At 56.7% G+C, this 15,074-nt stretch carries 12 protein-coding genes; 10 read left to right on the forward strand and 2 right to left on the reverse strand.

Features of this window, described 5'->3' with window-relative positions; all coding sequences use genetic code 11:
- Positions 1-9: 9 nt before the first annotated feature.
- From BIND_RS09355 to BIND_RS09395, 9 genes are all read left to right on the forward strand, one after another.
- Positions 10-1,368, forward strand: coding sequence for an LLM class flavin-dependent oxidoreductase (locus BIND_RS09355; protein ID WP_012384830.1), 1,359 nt, complete (start codon positions 10-12; stop codon positions 1,366-1,368).
- 37 nt (positions 1,369-1,405) lie between these two features.
- Positions 1,406-1,753, forward strand: a complete 348-nt coding sequence (locus tag BIND_RS09360; RefSeq protein ID WP_012384831.1) for a DUF3088 domain-containing protein — start codon at positions 1,406-1,408, stop codon at positions 1,751-1,753.
- A gap of 54 nt (positions 1,754-1,807) precedes the next feature.
- A complete protein-coding gene (locus BIND_RS09365) occupies positions 1,808-3,166 on the forward strand; it encodes an LLM class flavin-dependent oxidoreductase (protein ID WP_012384832.1) in 1,359 nt (452 codons plus the stop codon).
- A gap of 40 nt (positions 3,167-3,206) precedes the next feature.
- Positions 3,207-4,073, forward strand: a complete 867-nt coding sequence (locus tag BIND_RS09370; protein WP_012384833.1) for an NADPH-dependent oxidoreductase — start codon at positions 3,207-3,209, stop codon at positions 4,071-4,073.
- Positions 4,074-4,199: 126 nt separating this feature from the next.
- Positions 4,200-5,450, forward strand: coding sequence for an acyl-CoA dehydrogenase family protein (locus BIND_RS09375; RefSeq protein WP_012384834.1), 1,251 nt, complete (start codon positions 4,200-4,202; stop codon positions 5,448-5,450).
- A gap of 92 nt (positions 5,451-5,542) precedes the next feature.
- Positions 5,543-6,712 carry an LLM class flavin-dependent oxidoreductase gene (locus BIND_RS09380; RefSeq protein ID WP_012384835.1) on the forward strand — a complete coding sequence of 390 codons (1,170 nt, stop codon included), beginning with the start codon at positions 5,543-5,545 and terminating at the stop codon, positions 6,710-6,712.
- A gap of 539 nt (positions 6,713-7,251) precedes the next feature.
- Positions 7,252-8,208: a G1 family glutamic endopeptidase gene (locus tag BIND_RS09385; RefSeq protein ID WP_158304369.1), complete on the forward strand. Its 957-nt coding sequence runs from the start codon at positions 7,252-7,254 to the stop codon at positions 8,206-8,208.
- Between the two features lie 471 nt (positions 8,209-8,679).
- Positions 8,680-9,882: a DUF3734 domain-containing protein gene (locus BIND_RS09390; protein ID WP_012384837.1), complete on the forward strand. Its 1,203-nt coding sequence runs from the start codon at positions 8,680-8,682 to the stop codon at positions 9,880-9,882.
- 581 nt (positions 9,883-10,463) lie between these two features.
- Entirely contained in the window at positions 10,464-10,703 is a 240-nt protein-coding gene (locus BIND_RS09395) for a hypothetical protein (protein ID WP_012384838.1), read from the forward strand.
- A 181-nt stretch (positions 10,704-10,884) separates the two neighbouring features.
- Here the strand turns inward: BIND_RS09395 and BIND_RS09400 are convergent, their stop codons facing one another.
- The gene (locus tag BIND_RS09400; protein WP_012384839.1) at positions 10,885-12,726 is read right to left on the reverse strand and encodes a cation:proton antiporter domain-containing protein; all 1,842 of its coding nucleotides are present in this window, start codon (positions 12,724-12,726) and stop codon (positions 10,885-10,887) included.
- A gap of 107 nt (positions 12,727-12,833) precedes the next feature.
- Complete coding sequence (locus tag BIND_RS09405; protein WP_012384840.1) at positions 12,834-13,691, reverse strand: universal stress protein; 858 nt, start codon at positions 13,689-13,691, stop codon at positions 12,834-12,836.
- Between the two features lie 328 nt (positions 13,692-14,019).
- On the opposite strand from BIND_RS09405, the gene BIND_RS09410 reads away from it, so the two are divergent.
- Complete coding sequence (locus BIND_RS09410) at positions 14,020-14,790, forward strand: hypothetical protein (RefSeq protein WP_012384841.1); 771 nt, start codon at positions 14,020-14,022, stop codon at positions 14,788-14,790.
- The last annotated feature ends 284 nt before the right edge of the window (positions 14,791-15,074 follow it).

Below are 15,074 nucleotides of genomic sequence, written 5' to 3' on the forward strand. Positions count from 1 at the left end.
AGGCCCGCAATGGCACGACGCAAGGAACAGATCAAACTCGGAGCCTTTCTCCTGTTCACCGGTCATCACGTTGCCGCCTGGCGCCATCCGAAAGCCCAGGCCGATACCGAGTTTCAGGATTACGTCAAACTCGCCAAACTCGCCGAGGCGGCGAAATTCGACGCCGTCTTTTTCGCTGACGGTGTGGGCGTGCGGCTCGACGATATCGAGGCGGCAAGCCGCAAGGCTCATAATGGCGCCAATCCCTTCGAGCCGATCACGCTTCTCTCCGCGCTTGCGGCCGTGACTGAGACGATCGGCCTGATTGCGACCGCATCGACGAGCTTTTCCGATCCCTATAATCTCGCGCGGCAGTTCGCCTCGCTCGATCGTCTGAGCGGCGGACGCGCGGGCTGGAATCTCGTCACCTCCTCCGATGCTGGCGCGGCACCCAATTTCGGACATGACGCGCATATCCCGCATGCCGAACGCTACGAGCGCGCGACGGAATTCGCCGATGTCGTGCTAGGCCTCTGGGACAGTTGGGAGGATGACGCTTTCATTCGCGACCGCGAGAGCGGGCATTATTTCGACAAGGACAAGCTTCACGTCCTCAATCATAGCGGCAAACATTTCAAAGTGCGCGGGCCGCTCAACATTCCGCGTTCGCCGCAGGGCCATCCGGTCGTGGTGCAGGCGGGTGCCTCAGAGGCGGGCAAGGAACTCGCCGCCAGAACCGCAGAGGCGATCTTCGCCGCTCAGATCACACTTGACGAAGCTGTCACCTATTATGCCGATGTCAAAAGCCGGCTCGCCAAATACGGCCGCTCGCCGGAGGATCTCAAAATCCTGCCGGGCGTGCATCCGGTCATTGGCCGCACGGAATCCGAAGCGCGGGAGAAGTTCGAGGAATTGCAGTCTCTGATCCAGCCGGAAGTTGGCCTCAATCTTCTGGCCGGCCTTTCAGGCGGAATCGATCTTAGCCAATATCCACTGGATGGGCCGTTGCCCGAACTGCCCGAGACCAATGGCGGCAAAAGCCGGCAGACGCTTCTTCTCGATCTCGCGCGCCGGGAGAATCTTTCGATCCGCCAGCTCTATCTGAGGATTGCCGGCGCGCGCGGCCATTGGCAGCTCGTCGGCACGCCGGAACAGATCGCCGATCAGCTCGAGGAGCGTTTTGAGAATTACGGCGCCGACGGCTTCAATCTCATGTCGCCGATCACGCCCGGCGGCTTGAGTGATTTCATCGAACTGGTCGTTCCCGAGCTTCGCCGCCGTGGCCTGTTCCGCTCGGAATATGAGGGCCGGACGCTACGAGAAAATCTCGGTCTGAAGCGGCCGCCGAACCGCTTTGTGGGGGCCGATACAATCGCAGCCGCTGAATAGGCCCTTTCCTTTCCAGTCATCACAGAGACAAGCCTGTATGAGCCGCGACAAACTTTTTCTGATCGAACCGGGATTCCAAGACGCGCAAAAGCCCGGCGAGCGTTTCGTCTGTCCCCATTGCAATCAGGTCGAAGGGCTGCTCTCGGCCTTCCCCGATCTCGCGACGCGGCTCGATGTCGAGCGTATCCCCTTCGCACGGCCGCGCAAACCTGTCATCGCCTTGCTCGGCGAGGATAATCAATCCCTGCCGCTTCTCATCCTCGGCAAGGAAGCACCCATCCCCGCCGACGCCGAGCATTATGGCGAGAACGCCTTCGTCAACACGACCGCGCGGATCCTCGAGCTTCTCTCGGAACGCCACGGCTTTCCGCGTCTGCATGAATAGACGCTTCGCGGTTCAACAAACTTTCGAAGTCAAAATCAATCCAAGGGCACAATCATGGCGAAACGTGAAGGCCAGCTGAAACTCGGTGCCTTCATCTATCCGGCGGGCCACCATATCGCGGCTTGGCGTCATCCGGACGCGCAGGCCGATGCGGGGATCAATTTCAAACATTACGTCGCTTTGGCGCAAGCCGCCGAGGCGGCGAAATTCGATCTGATCTTCTTCGCCGATGGTGTCGGGACCCGTGGCGATAATGTCGAGGTGCTGAGCCGTACCGCGCATAGTTATGTCGCGCAGTTCGAACCCCTCACGCTGCTCTCCGCGCTTTCGGCCGTCACCGACCATATCGGCCTTGTTGGCACCGCCTCCACCTCGTTCAACGAGCCATATCACATCGCCCGGAAATTCGCCTCGCTCGATCATCTGAGCAATGGCCGCGCAGGGTGGAACCTCGTCACTTCGGCGAGCGAATTCGAGGCCCGGAACTTCAACCGCGACAGCCATTTCGAGCATCAGGAACGCTATGAACGCGCGAGCGAATTCGCCGAAGTCGTGACGGGCCTGTGGGACAGTTTCGAGGATGATGCCTTTCCACGCGACAAGGAGAGCGGCCGTTTCTTCGAGCCGGAGAAAAGGCATGTGCTGCATCACAAGGGCCGTTTCTTTCAGGTGCAGGGCCCCCTCAATGTCGCGCGCTCGCCGCAGGGCCATCCCGTCATCGTACAGGCCGGTTCCTCCGAGGCAGGAAAGGAATTGGCAGCCAAAGCCGGTGAAGTTGTCTTCACGGCGCAGCAGACGCTCGACGAGGCCAAGGATTTCTATGCCGATGTCAAAGGCCGGCTTGCCAAATACGGCCGCGACCGGGACGATCTCAAAATCATGCCGGGTGTCTTTCCGGTAATCGGCCGTACCGAAGCCGAAGCTCAGGCGAAATTCGAGGAATTGCAGGCTTTGATCCATCCGACCGTCGGCCTGTCGCTGATTTCGGGCGCCACGGGTGGGCTGGACCTCTCGCTTTATCCGCTGGATGGCCCAATCCCGGATTTGCCGGAGACCAATTCGAGCAAGAGCCGGCAGCAATTGTTCATTGATCTCGCCCGCAGGGAGAATCTCTCGATCCGCCAGCTCTATCTGCGGGTCGCAGGCGCGCGCGGCCATTGGCAGCTCGTCGGCACCCCGGAACAGATCGCCGATCAACTCGAGGAGCGCTTCGTCGAATATGGCGCGGATGGCTACAATATCATGCCGCCGGTTTTCCCAACGGGATTGCAGGATTTCATCGAAGGGGTGATCCCTGAACTGAGGCGCCGTGGTCTGTTCCGTTCCGACTATGAAGGGCGGACTCTGCGAGAGAATCTGGGCCTGCGCCGCCCGGCCAATCGCCATGTCCAAAGTGCCAAAGCGGCTGAATAAGACGGCTGAATGGAACTCTTAAAAAAGCGGATGGTCATTCATGACACATACGGAAACGATTGATCGGAACACGATTGAAGAGAAAAGCGACAGGACCCTTCATGACTTGATTTTCGCGCGCTATCGTCAGCCCGTGGAGACGGGCACCGTCGCGCTCAATCCTGTCCTCGAAGCCATTCTCTCGCATCGATCCGTCAGGGATTATCTGCCGACCCCGCTGCCGCAAGGGGCGCTGGAGACGATCGTGGCGGCGGCGCAATCGGCCTCGACCTCGTCCAATCTGCAAGCCTGGAGCGTCGTTGCCGTCAAAGATCCCGACCGTCGGGCCCGCCTTGCGGCTCTTTCAGGACATCAACGGCAGATCGTCCAGGCGCCTCTTTTCCTCGTCTGGCTCGCTGATCTGTCACGCCTTCGCGCCATCGCCAAAGGTCTCGACCGAACCTCGGAAGGTCTCGATTATATCGAGACCTTCCTGCTCGCCGTGATCGATGCGACACTGGCGGCACAGAATGCCGTCGTCGCCCTGGAATCGCTCGGTCTTGGGTCCTGCTATATCGGCGGCATCCGCAATCAGCCGGAAGCGGTGGCGGCGGAACTACGCCTGCCACCGGAGACCATCGCCATTTTCGGCCTGACGGTTGGTTATCCAGACCCGGACAAACCGGCCGAGATCAAACCCCGTCTCTCCCAAAACATCGTGCTCCATCACGAGCTTTATGGCGAGGAGCATCCAGCGGCCCCGCTCGATCTCTATAATGCAACCCTGCGGATCTTTCAGGCGGAACAAAATCTGTCGCCGATCGACTGGACGGACCAGGCCACGAGCCGCATCAGCACGGCTGACGCGCTCAAGGGGCGTCAATTGTTGACCGATGTCATCCGCGCGCTCGGCTTTGCCCTGAAATAAATTCCCCGATCCGCCAAACTCGACCGCATGAGTTTGTGATCATTTTTCAGATTTGAAGAGTGCTGTCTGCGCATTCATGGATCGGCCAGCACTCAGGTCTTTTTTGACGAGGATAGAGAGAGAGACATGTCCACGCCAGCCGCAGTCCTTCCCCTTTCCCGTGAAAAGGAAACCGTCCAGCCGAAACGGGAAGAGATTTTGAGCCGGCTGCCGGCCATCGCCGCTGAAATCGCCGAGGATGCTGCGCGGCGTGAACGTGAACGCGAATTGCCCCATGATATCTTTCGCAAATTGCGGGAGACGGGCCTGACCTCTCTCCGCGTGCCAGAGGCATTGGGCGGCCCAGGTGGCACGATGAGCGATCAGGTTGAAATCATTTGCGCTTTGGCCGCCGCCGACTCGAGCGTGGCGCATGCCTTGCGTACACATTTCAGTTTTGTGGAATCGATGGCGATCGATCCACAATCATTTCTCAGCACGCGCTATGCCGGAGAAGTGCTGAAGGGCAAACTGTTCGGCGGCGCCTATATGGAAGTCGGCACGCCGCGTCCCAATACGATCCGCGCCACCATAAGGCGGAATGGCGACCATTATCTTCTCAATGGCAATAAATATTATGCGACGGGCACCGCTTATGCCGATTATACGAGTTTCACCGCCCTGGATGAGGAAGGCACCGTCATCAATGCCTTGATCCCAGCGGATCGTGAAGGCGTACACATCCTCGATGATTGGGACGGCATGGGACAGCGGATGTCGGCCAGCGGTGGTGTTTCGCTCGTCAATGTCACGGTCTATCCGGATGAGACCTCTCCGCACATCAAAGCCAATCCTTTCGTGCGCCGCCATGGAGCCACAAGGGCGCAATTGCATCTGGCAGCGGTCATTGTCGGCATTGTACGTAACGTCGTGAGCGATGCGATTCACTATGTGCAAGCCAGCGCGCGTTCCGCCAAACATAGTGCCTCGGAAACCGCGCGCGGCGATCATTTCGTGCAAAGAGCGGTTGGTGAAATATCCGCCATCTCCTATGCTCTCGATGCCCTGATCGCCGAGACCGCGCGGAAACTGGATCGCGCTGCGGAGGCGATCGTTGCTGGAACGCCGGACGCAGAACTTGATGATCTCGTCATGGCCAGCGCTCTCGCCAATTCCAAGACACAGATTGTCACCGGCACTTTGGCCAGTCGCGCCGCCGAATTGATCTTTGAAACCGGGGGTGGCTCGGCGACATCGAGAACCAATAATTTCGATCGTCACTGGCGGAATATCCGCACGCTGCTCAATCACAATCCGCTTTTTCTCAAGGCGCGTGTCGTGGGCGATTATTATCTCAACGGCACGAGAACGGATTTCGACGAAGGCCGGATCTTCTGAGACGAAACGTCCATGCCAAAGGCGCGAGCGGCCTCGTGCCTGAAATTGCTTTTAGTTTATGGATTTAATAACACGACCGAAGGAAGAGGATCATGACCGCCCTGCTTCAGCCTCATGATGAAAAAGATCCAGTCGCGATCAAGGCCCCTTCGGAATTCCCGAACAGCCCTCTATCGCAAGCCTTCCGGCAGCCGCTCATGCTCGGCGTATTCCTCAATTTGCAGGACATTCGTCATTCCTCCTATCCGACATCGAATTCATGGACCTATGACTACAATGTCGAGATCGTAAAGCGCGCCGAGGCTTTGGGGTTTGATCTCGCCTTCAGCCGCACACAATGGTTGCCGAAGGGAGGCTATGACGGCGAGGCCTCGCTCGATTCCTTCATCGCCTTGGCCGCCATGGCGGGCGTGACATCGCGCATTCTGCTCATTTCGACCATCCATGTCCTTTATGGACCTTGGCACCCACTCCATCTCGCAAAATTTGGCGCCACGCTCGATCATATTTCGAAAGGCCGTTGGGGCATCAATATCGTGACGGGGCATCGCGCCGTCGAACATGAAATGTTTGGCTGGCAGCGGATCGAACATGATCAGCGCTATGTGCTCGCCGCGGAATTGTTCGATGTCGTGGAAAGGCTTTGGAGCGAGGAGGAAAATTTCTCCTTCAAGGGCATTTCCTCCTGGACGGTCAATAACGCTTTCATCACGCCGAAACCCTTGTTCGGCAGGCCTGTTCTCGTCAATGCGACAGGGTCCGAAGCCGGCATTCATTTTGCCGCCCGCTATTCGGATATTATCTTCATCACGAGCCCGGGCGGCGCGCATATCGAAAGCGCACTCGAAACCCTGCCGGAGCACATCAAGCGTATCAAGCAGGCGGCGAAAAACGTAGGTCGTGACATCAGGACCTTGATCAACCCGATCGTTATCAGCCGCGATACGGAACGCGAGACACAGGATTATGTCGATGCGATCGTCGCGCATCGCGTACCGCCGGAAGTGAAAGGGTTTCACAGCTATGACAGCGATGCGCATGCCTGGCGTGGGCGGCAGGACACAAACCACAAGCAGGGACTGAATCTCGGAGGCAATATCGAGATTATTGGCACACCTGAACAAGTGGTCGAGCAACTCGTCGCCCTCAAAGCCATCGGCATCGATGGCGTGCAGTTGAATTTCTATGATTTCGCCAAGGATCTTGACTATTTCGGCGAAAAGATCCTGCCGCTCCTGAAGCAGGCCGGCCTGCGTGTGTGAGATCCAACGTAACGAATGCTCGAGAGGCGGAAGGGGTCGTGCTTTAACGCATATCCCCCATCCCTGAAATCTTCTCATCATATTCAAAGATAACGTTGTTTAGGAAATCAGCAAGAATATCTTGCCATCCTGTTATGATGTCATTAATATCAATCATTATTATATTGATTCTATGTTTTAAAAGCTTGACCATATATCAAGCCCTCTTCTCACTTTACAATGATGACCCTGACCGTAAGCTTCAGGGGAGCATTTTTCTAAAATTATATGCCCGTTTTTATTGATAGAAATTGCGTGAGGGCAACATAATGGACGCTCGTTCACACCTATCAATTTTCGCACACCTATCAATTTTCGGAACAACGGTTTGTCTCATTGCGACAATATCCGTTCCTGTCAGCGCTCAATCGGCGCCTCCGGCGATTGCCAATAATCCCGTCGCGGCATTGCCCGTAAATATCCCTCCGCCTGGCAGCATCAGTGCTGACCATCCGCTGGGCGTGTCTATTGTGCCTCCGCCTCCGCCAGGCTTCGATCCCATGACAGCGTCAGTGCAAGCCAACACGCATTACGCGATTCCGCCTCGACCTGATATCGCTATTGCTCCGGCAGCCTTCAGCCGTTGGCAAAGGGCCGTGGCCGCTCCGCTGGCGGCAGGAAGCGCCAATGGCCCGACTCCGATACTGACGCCGACGAACGTTTCGAATAGCCCAGTGCGATTACAAGGGCCGCTCATTCCCTTTGCGAACAGCATCGCCAACGGCCCAAACACAAACGGCGCTTTCAACGCTATTTACACAGGCACGTCTTACAATTGGAGCGGAAACGCAATTTATAATTCACTCAACCCTTTCAAGGTTGAGGCTATCATCGGCGAGTTTGTCGTGCCGACGGCGCGCCAAGCCTACGGAACCTGCACGGGAGATTGGGTCTATTCGTCTCAATGGCCCGGCATTGACGGCTATGGTTCTGGTGACGTTCTGCAGGCCGGTGTTGAGGCCGACGCTTATTGCAATGGAGGCACCACAGCAAGCTTCTACTCTGCGTGGATCGAGTGGTATCCTTTTCCAGAGACAAGGGTCAGTGTTCCAGCTGTCCATCCTGGTGATCTGGTTTTTATAGAACTCTGGAACACGAGCGCAACCAACGGCTACGCTTACATTTACAATTATTCCACTCGCGAGACCGCCACATATCAGCTCACACCACCATCCGGCGTCTCACTGCAAGGCAACAGCGTTGAATGGATTGTAGAACGCCCCGGTGTCGGCGACGGCCTCGCTACTCTGACGAATTATATCAATGTCTCATGGCCGCATGGCATTGCATGGGACTATGCGGCGCGTTCACCAACTTATTATTGGCAAGGGGGCACCCCCGCCTCTGGATCCTTGGTCGTCCTCACAATGCTCGATAATGCGGGGCAAAGGATATCCTCGCCCATCATCGAGAACTTCAACTTTCTCTATTTTTACAATTACGGTTCCTCCAACTGAGGTGTTGGCCCCAACCCCATTGGGAGGATAAAGATTAACCGATCAAAGCTTTCACCCCACGGTTTTACAGGCTCTCCTTGGTCCTTATTGTGTAGCTAGCCTGCAGGGGTTGCTGCCAAGAATTGGCTCTGGCGCAATCTTGGTGCCTTCCAACCTGCCAACCTGTGCCTTGACGTTCGCTTTCCTGATGAAGCCGCTCTTTGTTGTCTTTTTGAGCCGGGCGTGAAAATCGCTCATGGGGAACCGGACAACGCTCAAAGAGGTTGTGAAGGCAAATACATTCCCATCGGCTCTCTTGAACGTGACCGAGGCCGCCTATGGCACGTCTGAATGGAGCTCGCGGCCAGCCGATATGTCCGGTGATGCAAGCTGATCCCATATCGTGCGAACCGGCATCGTGACGATAGAGCATGATGGTCCAATGACGCGCGGACGCCAAGTCACGCATCAAGTCGCGCATGGGGAAAAGCGATGTCGGATCCTATCACGCATGCCTCAAGTAAATGCGAAGCCGTCAAAAGCAAGCTCGGGCAGGTCGTCCTTGTCTTCCAGGGCGGAGGTGCTTTGGGCGCTTACCAGGTCGGCGTTTATGAAGCCTTGCATGCCGCAGGGATCGAACCTGATTGGCTCATCGGCACCTCAATCGGTGCAGTCAATGCCTCAATCATAGCCGGCAACCAGCCACAGGATCGTCTCGATAAACTTCAAACATTCTGGCGCCGGGTGGAATATGCGCCCCAAGTCGAAGCCATGTCTCAATGGCCTTTGATCGGCCCTTGGCTCGCCAATTGGAATACAGTGACCACTGGAATTAATGGTTTTTTCACACCGAATCCAATGGCCTTCATGGGCATGTATGTGCCGCTTGCACCAGATGCCGCGGGCTATTATTCGATCGCACCTCTTCAAGAGACCCTCGAGGAATTGGTGGATTTTTCCTACCTTTCGGAGGGCAAGCCACGCCTTACCGTCGGGGCCGCCAAAGTGCGCACATGCGAGATGCGCTATTTCGACAGCAAGGATATGCCATTGACCGTGCACCACATCATGGCATCGGGTGCGCTGCCGCCCGCCTTTCCGCCGGTCCGGATCGATGGCGACCTCTATTGGGACGGCGGTCTCCTTTCGAACACACCTGTCGAGGCCATTTTTGACATGAGACCGCGCCGCAGCGCGCTGATTTTCGCCGTCGATGTCTGGAATCCCGACGGGCCAGAACCGGAAAGCATTTGGCGCGTGATCAATAGACAAAAGGATATACAATATTCAAGCCGCGCCATGACACAGATCATTCGACAACGCCAGATCCATCGCCTGAGGCATATCATTGCCGAACTGTCGAAGCGCATTCCCGAGCCGGAACGCCAGAGCCCGGAAGTGCGCGAGATGGCGTCTTATGGCTGCCAGACCCGTATGCATGTCGTGCACCTGCTCGCGCCCTTGCTCGAAGGGGAAGGCCATACCAAGGACATTGATTTCAGCCAAGAAAACATCCGCAGACGCTGGGAAGCAGGCATCTCCGATGCGCGTCATGCCCTTGAAGTTGCTCCCTGGGAAGGAGATCTCGACCCGCTCGAAGGCCTCTATTTACATGAGTTCAAACATGGAACGAGGGGCGAAACGATCAGGAAATCCTGGCATACACCTCTGCCCACCGCCGCTGCCGCCGAATGAATGCGGAGTGTCATGACCCGTCCATATCGAGGACCTTTACTCACCAATGCCCTGAATGATGGTGTCCGCGTCCATGACCACGGGTGACCTGATGGACATGATTGCCGCTCGGATGTCGCCCACGACAGGCCGCTGACGACATGCACTCCGCAGAAACGAACCCGTGTCGTTTTCTCCTCTGGTTGCCATGGTTATTCGCCTCGGCTCCCGTCGCGATCAGCAAAGCGCCGAGGAGAATCGTGAGCATGAACTCTTTCCTCATCAAAATCCCCAGTCTCGACATCTATGAATGATGAAGGGTTCCTACCATTCCCCGCCGAAACGGCCAAGCCTCCAGAGGCCGTGGCAAAGGGAGAAAAAGGACATAAAGTTATTTAAAATCATTTGTATAAATGATCATCCATCCTTTCCTCAGCCTTCTCCACACGCTTGTTCCGGCCAATTGCGCGATTCTTGCTTGCGTACTCCCATTGCCTGCCGTCTTCAGTTGAAGATGCTCTGGGCTGAACATGGGTAAGACCAACGGCCAGTAGGAAAGCCGTTGGAATATCTTGAATTTCGGACTTCACGGGAGAATGATGATGGCAGCCACTGCCGAAGACAGCGCGCGTTATATGCTGACGATTTTTCAACGTCACAATAGCCGCAAGGGCGACACCTTGCTGGTCGGCAATTTCACCCTGCCCTTCTCGCAAGACGGCTGGACCCTTGCTGATTACGATGCCGGCAAAGCCTTTGCGATCGAGAAGGGTTGGGTCAAGCTCGGCAAGAGCGAGCAATTCTTCACGCTGACCGAGGAAGGTCTCGCCGCGGCGGCGTAAATCTTTCCGCGATCCGGCGGCAAAACGCCCGCCGCCGGATCACGCTTTTTCCGATGATTGTTCTGTGCCGTACTTGCCTATTTTCTAAGCGTTAGTTCGCTTAGCCACGTTATTATGGACCCGCATAGCGCCCGCAGTCGCCACAACTATTCCTACGCTCTGCACTGCGCGGCCTGATCACTCACGCGCTGATCGCTGGTCCGGTCAAACCCATGCAATGGAGCATACCGCGCGCGATTTCCCGCTCGCCCATGATCACCGTATCAGCGCCCAGCTTTTCAAGATGATCGACCTCCGCATCGGAATGAGCACGGACGATGATCCGTAATGAGGGATTGGCCCGCCGCGCCTGAACCGTGACCTGCCCTGCCTCAAAGGCATTGGGGATGGCAATCAACAGATTGTGTGCCGTTCCGGGGTTGGCCAGCGCCAGAATGCTATCACTCGCCGCATTACCGGCTATGGTCTCCACATTCTGTTCCTCAAGCAAAGCGATGATCTGATCATTCTCCTCAATAACGAGGAAAGGAACGCCCGCGGTCTCAAGCGTCTTACCGATGAATGCGCCGACCCGCCCGAAGCCGATCAGGATCGTATGCTCCTTCAAACGGGTCGGCTTGTAATCTGTTTCCTCTCCAACCTCCCGCGCGGCCTCAATGCGATCCTCGTTGGCCGCAATCATGCTGTCCCTCTTCACCTCCTCTCTTTCCTGCATTGAAGACACATCCGATTCCGCCATGACAGCGGTTTCAAGGCGTAGCGTTGCGTCTTGTGGAAGGGGATGCTGGATTTTCGCTTCCAAGCGAGGTTTTAGAAGATCGACAAGGGAAAAGACGGCTGAATTGAGAATGATCGACAAGATCGATCCGGCGAGGATCAAGGCCCGCCCCTCGACGGGGAGAAAATCGAGAGCAATACCGAGTTCAGCGAGAATGAAGGAAAATTCGCCAATCTGGGCGAGGCTCGCCGAGATGGTCAAAGCAGCGCCGATCGTCCCGCCGAGAATACGAACGATAAAGAAGGCCGCGATCGATTTGCCGATCAGGATAATAAACACCGTAGCAAGCAGAGGCAGCGGGGCTTTGAGCACGATCGATGGGTCGAACAGCATGCCGACCGACACGAAAAACAAAACAGAAAAGGCGTCCCGCAAAGGCAGGCTTTCCTGAGCGGCACGGTGACTGAGTTCGCTTTCGGCCAAAACCATGCCGGCAAAAAAGGCGCTCAGAGACAGGGAAACACCAAACAGCGAGGTTGCGCCAAAAGCGACACCGAGTGCGATCGCCAGCACGCCAAGGCGGAACAATTCGCGTGAACCCGTATGGGCAATCCAGTGCAAGCACCAGGGAATGACACGCCGGCCGGCGATCAGCATGAGCGCGAGAAAGACAGAAATTTTAAGAACTATTGCGACGATCAGGCCCGCGATCCCCAGATCGATGCCGAGCAGTTGATCGAAACCGGCTGCCAGCGGCTCTTTCGCGCCATCGCTGCCATGCAGAATATCGGCAATCGCCGGGATGAGAACCAAAGCGAGGACACTGATAAGATCCTCGACGATGAGCCATCCGACCGCGATCTTGCCGCGCTCGGTCGTGAGGAGGCGGCGATCCTGCAGCGCCTTGAGCAGCACGACCGTCGAGGCGACCGAAAGAGCGAGACCAAAGATCAGACTGCCGCCGAGCGGCCAGCCCATCCATTGTCCCAAGCCGACACCCAGTAAAGTGGCGCAGAGGATCTGAGCGATCGCACCTGGCACGGCGACAGCGCGAACGGAAGCAAGATCCTTCAGCGAGAAATGCAGGCCGACACCGAACATCAGGAGGATGATGCCGATTTCTGCGAGTTCCTGCGCAAGCGTCTGATCCGCGACGAGGCCAGGCGTATGCGGGCCAACGATGATGCCGGCGACGAGATAGCCAACGAGCGGCGGCAGGCGAAACCGATTGGCCAAAACGCCCAGGAGAAAGGCCAGAACGAACGCCGTGACGATCGTGGAAATCAAGGGGTTTCCATGCGGCATGGCGTTCCCGGAAAGTGGTTTGGATCATTGTGTCAGGACGACACAAGCGGTTTGTTTGATAGCACGGTTTAAGAGGGAGGAAAGCTCCAGGTCGTCTTTACTCTGGTTTATCCCATCGGCACGATCAGCAGATCGCATGGGATATCGTCCTCGAACGTCCTAGTCGTCGTGCCAAAGAGACGCTTGAGAAGATCGCTCGGACTTTGCGCGGCGACGACGAGATCAACCTCGTTTTTCGTGACATAATGGGCAAGCACGGGTGCAGGCGATCCCGCTTCGAAGACAATGGGCAGGGAACTTGCCTCGCCCCCGCAACGGGCGACGAAATCGGCATAATCAAGAATGGCCGCCTCCCGATAATCCTTTTGCCAGTCTTCATGAGAAACGAAAGTGGAGAACGGCGTGTCATAAGCATGAAACAGCGTCAGCGCCGCTTGAGGAAACCAAGCCGTAGCAAGATCCAGAGCATGCCGCGAGGCTTCAGAGAAATCGATCGCAATCAGAATTTTATGATAGTTCGATCGTGCGCGAAGCCTGCCAATCAATAAGGGCGTGGCGGACATCAGCAAAATGCGATCCGCTGTATTATCGACGAGGAAATGTTCCAGTCCCACAAGGCTTGTGAAGCCCGTCACGATCAGGTCGCATTTCTGGGTCCGCGCGACCCGGGTAATCACCTCGGCGGCTTCGCCCTGTTCGACCAAGGTCAGGACATCCTCCGCCCCCGTCACAAAATAGGTCTTCACATGATCCTGCAAGCGTTGGTGCCAATTCGCCAGCAGGGCCGGCGAAGAGGAAGCCGTGGCGAGGTCGGGATCAAGCACATGCAGGACGATGATCGAGGCGTTCCAGTCCTGTGAAAGCGTCAGCGCGCGTTCGGTCGCCCGATCACAACGGCTCGTCATATCCGTTGCGAGAAGAATGCGCCGGGGCAACCCTCTGGCCTGTTGTTCGTGGCGATTCACGAAACCTCCTCCAAACCCATCGAAGGAGCAACGTGCCATGCGCAGAAGAGGTTGCCTGATCATCGGCGCAGATCAGCTGGTTGTCTTCCCATGGTCACAACAGAGTTTGGCGGAACTTTAAGGTGCGGCTGATTCGTGGCGCATCGATTGCACCTCATCGGCGAAACGCGACCAGAATGACCTGTTTCGCCCATCATTGCCGACAACTGACAGGCAAAGCAGCATTGATTTTGCTTAAGAAGCACTATTAGGCGGCTTTGCGCTCACGGTTTTGGTCAAGCAAGACCGCCGGGGCACAGATCGGCCGCGCAACATCGAGGAGAACTCCATGGCAGAGGGGGTATTTGTCGTCTTGTCGGACCCGGCTCCGAAGAAGGAGGCGGCCTTTCATGATTGGTATTGTGACTTCTTCAATGAAGTGAAGGCGATTCCGGGCGTGACCAAAGCCTATAATTTCATGTTCGGTCCGCACCAGATCGACGTGCGCCCCCTGCAGCAGTTTCTCGCCGTGTTCGAATTGTCCGACGTCGAAGCGGTTCGCAATGCAATGGCGGAAAAAATCGGCATCAAAACCAGCAAGGAATTCCTGCGCCTGCCCGATTGCATCGATCAAACGACGATCATGCCGACCTTCTTCGAGTATAGCTCCGAGCTTCAGGCCGCCCCCGGCGCGCCGGACACTCCGATCGAGGAACAGAACATTCTGATTTCCCTCATCAGCGTGCCGCTCGACAAGCAGGCCTCTTTCACAGAGGCTTATGTCGGCGAAAGGCTTGGCGATATGCTGAGCATCCCGGCGCAAATTTCCGGACAATTGCTGCAACTCGCCAAGAGCCAGATCCAAAATCCGATCTATCCCTTCCTCGCGCTTTATCGAAACAATGATACCGACGCGATCCGTTCCGCCTGGCCGGCCCCCAACACGAACTGGCGCTCCATTGCGGCGGCGCGCGCGAAGGATCCGTCCATCCGCGCGGATGGACGCCTTGCCGGCATGAAGACACGCGACTTCCTCTTCATACCCTATGTGAAGCCGGAACCCGCGCCGCCACCACCGCCCAAGCCCGCTGCCGCACCGGCCGCCAAACCGGCCTCCTGACAGAGGCTCTGAAAAGTCTGCTGGAGGGCTGGGTTTTAACCCCGGACAGAGGGGCTTTCAGCCCCTCCTTTCCCGCTCTTTTCAAAGAAGGTCGATCCCCTGAATGCGGCGCGGATGCGGAGCAAAATCCTCCTAAATTCAGAGCCAATATTCCGGCGTGAGCGGCACTTTTCTTGAATGTTTGAAAGGGTGGTTTGAATCCTCACGGTGGTGATGACTGAGCCAAAGCGAAGGGGGCTTTGAAACCCACCCTCTTTAGACAGGCAGTCCCCCTGGTTTTGAGC

It is taken from the genome of Beijerinckia indica subsp. indica ATCC 9039 (assembly GCF_000019845.1).
Classification (GTDB): Bacteria; Pseudomonadota; Alphaproteobacteria; order Rhizobiales; family Beijerinckiaceae; genus Beijerinckia; species Beijerinckia indica.

Coding starts and splice junctions, on each gene's coding strand:
- BIND_RS09355 (WP_012384830.1), top strand. CDS start 10: ATGGCACGACGCAAGGAACAGATCAAACTCGGAGCCTTTCTCCTGTTC.
- BIND_RS09360 (WP_012384831.1), top strand. CDS start 1,406: ATGAGCCGCGACAAACTTTTTCTGATCGAACCGGGATTCCAAGACGCG.
- BIND_RS09365 (WP_012384832.1), top strand. CDS start 1,808: ATGGCGAAACGTGAAGGCCAGCTGAAACTCGGTGCCTTCATCTATCCG.
- BIND_RS09370 (WP_012384833.1), top strand. CDS start 3,207: ATGACACATACGGAAACGATTGATCGGAACACGATTGAAGAGAAAAGC.
- BIND_RS09375 (WP_012384834.1), top strand. CDS start 4,200: ATGTCCACGCCAGCCGCAGTCCTTCCCCTTTCCCGTGAAAAGGAAACC.
- BIND_RS09380 (WP_012384835.1), top strand. CDS start 5,543: ATGACCGCCCTGCTTCAGCCTCATGATGAAAAAGATCCAGTCGCGATC.
- BIND_RS09385 (WP_158304369.1), top strand. CDS start 7,252: ATGACAGCGTCAGTGCAAGCCAACACGCATTACGCGATTCCGCCTCGA.
- BIND_RS09390 (WP_012384837.1), top strand. CDS start 8,680: ATGTCGGATCCTATCACGCATGCCTCAAGTAAATGCGAAGCCGTCAAA.
- BIND_RS09395 (WP_012384838.1), top strand. CDS start 10,464: ATGGCAGCCACTGCCGAAGACAGCGCGCGTTATATGCTGACGATTTTT.
- BIND_RS09400 (WP_012384839.1), bottom strand. CDS start 12,726: ATGCCGCATGGAAACCCCTTGATTTCCACGATCGTCACGGCGTTCGTT.
- BIND_RS09410 (WP_012384841.1), top strand. CDS start 14,020: ATGGCAGAGGGGGTATTTGTCGTCTTGTCGGACCCGGCTCCGAAGAAG.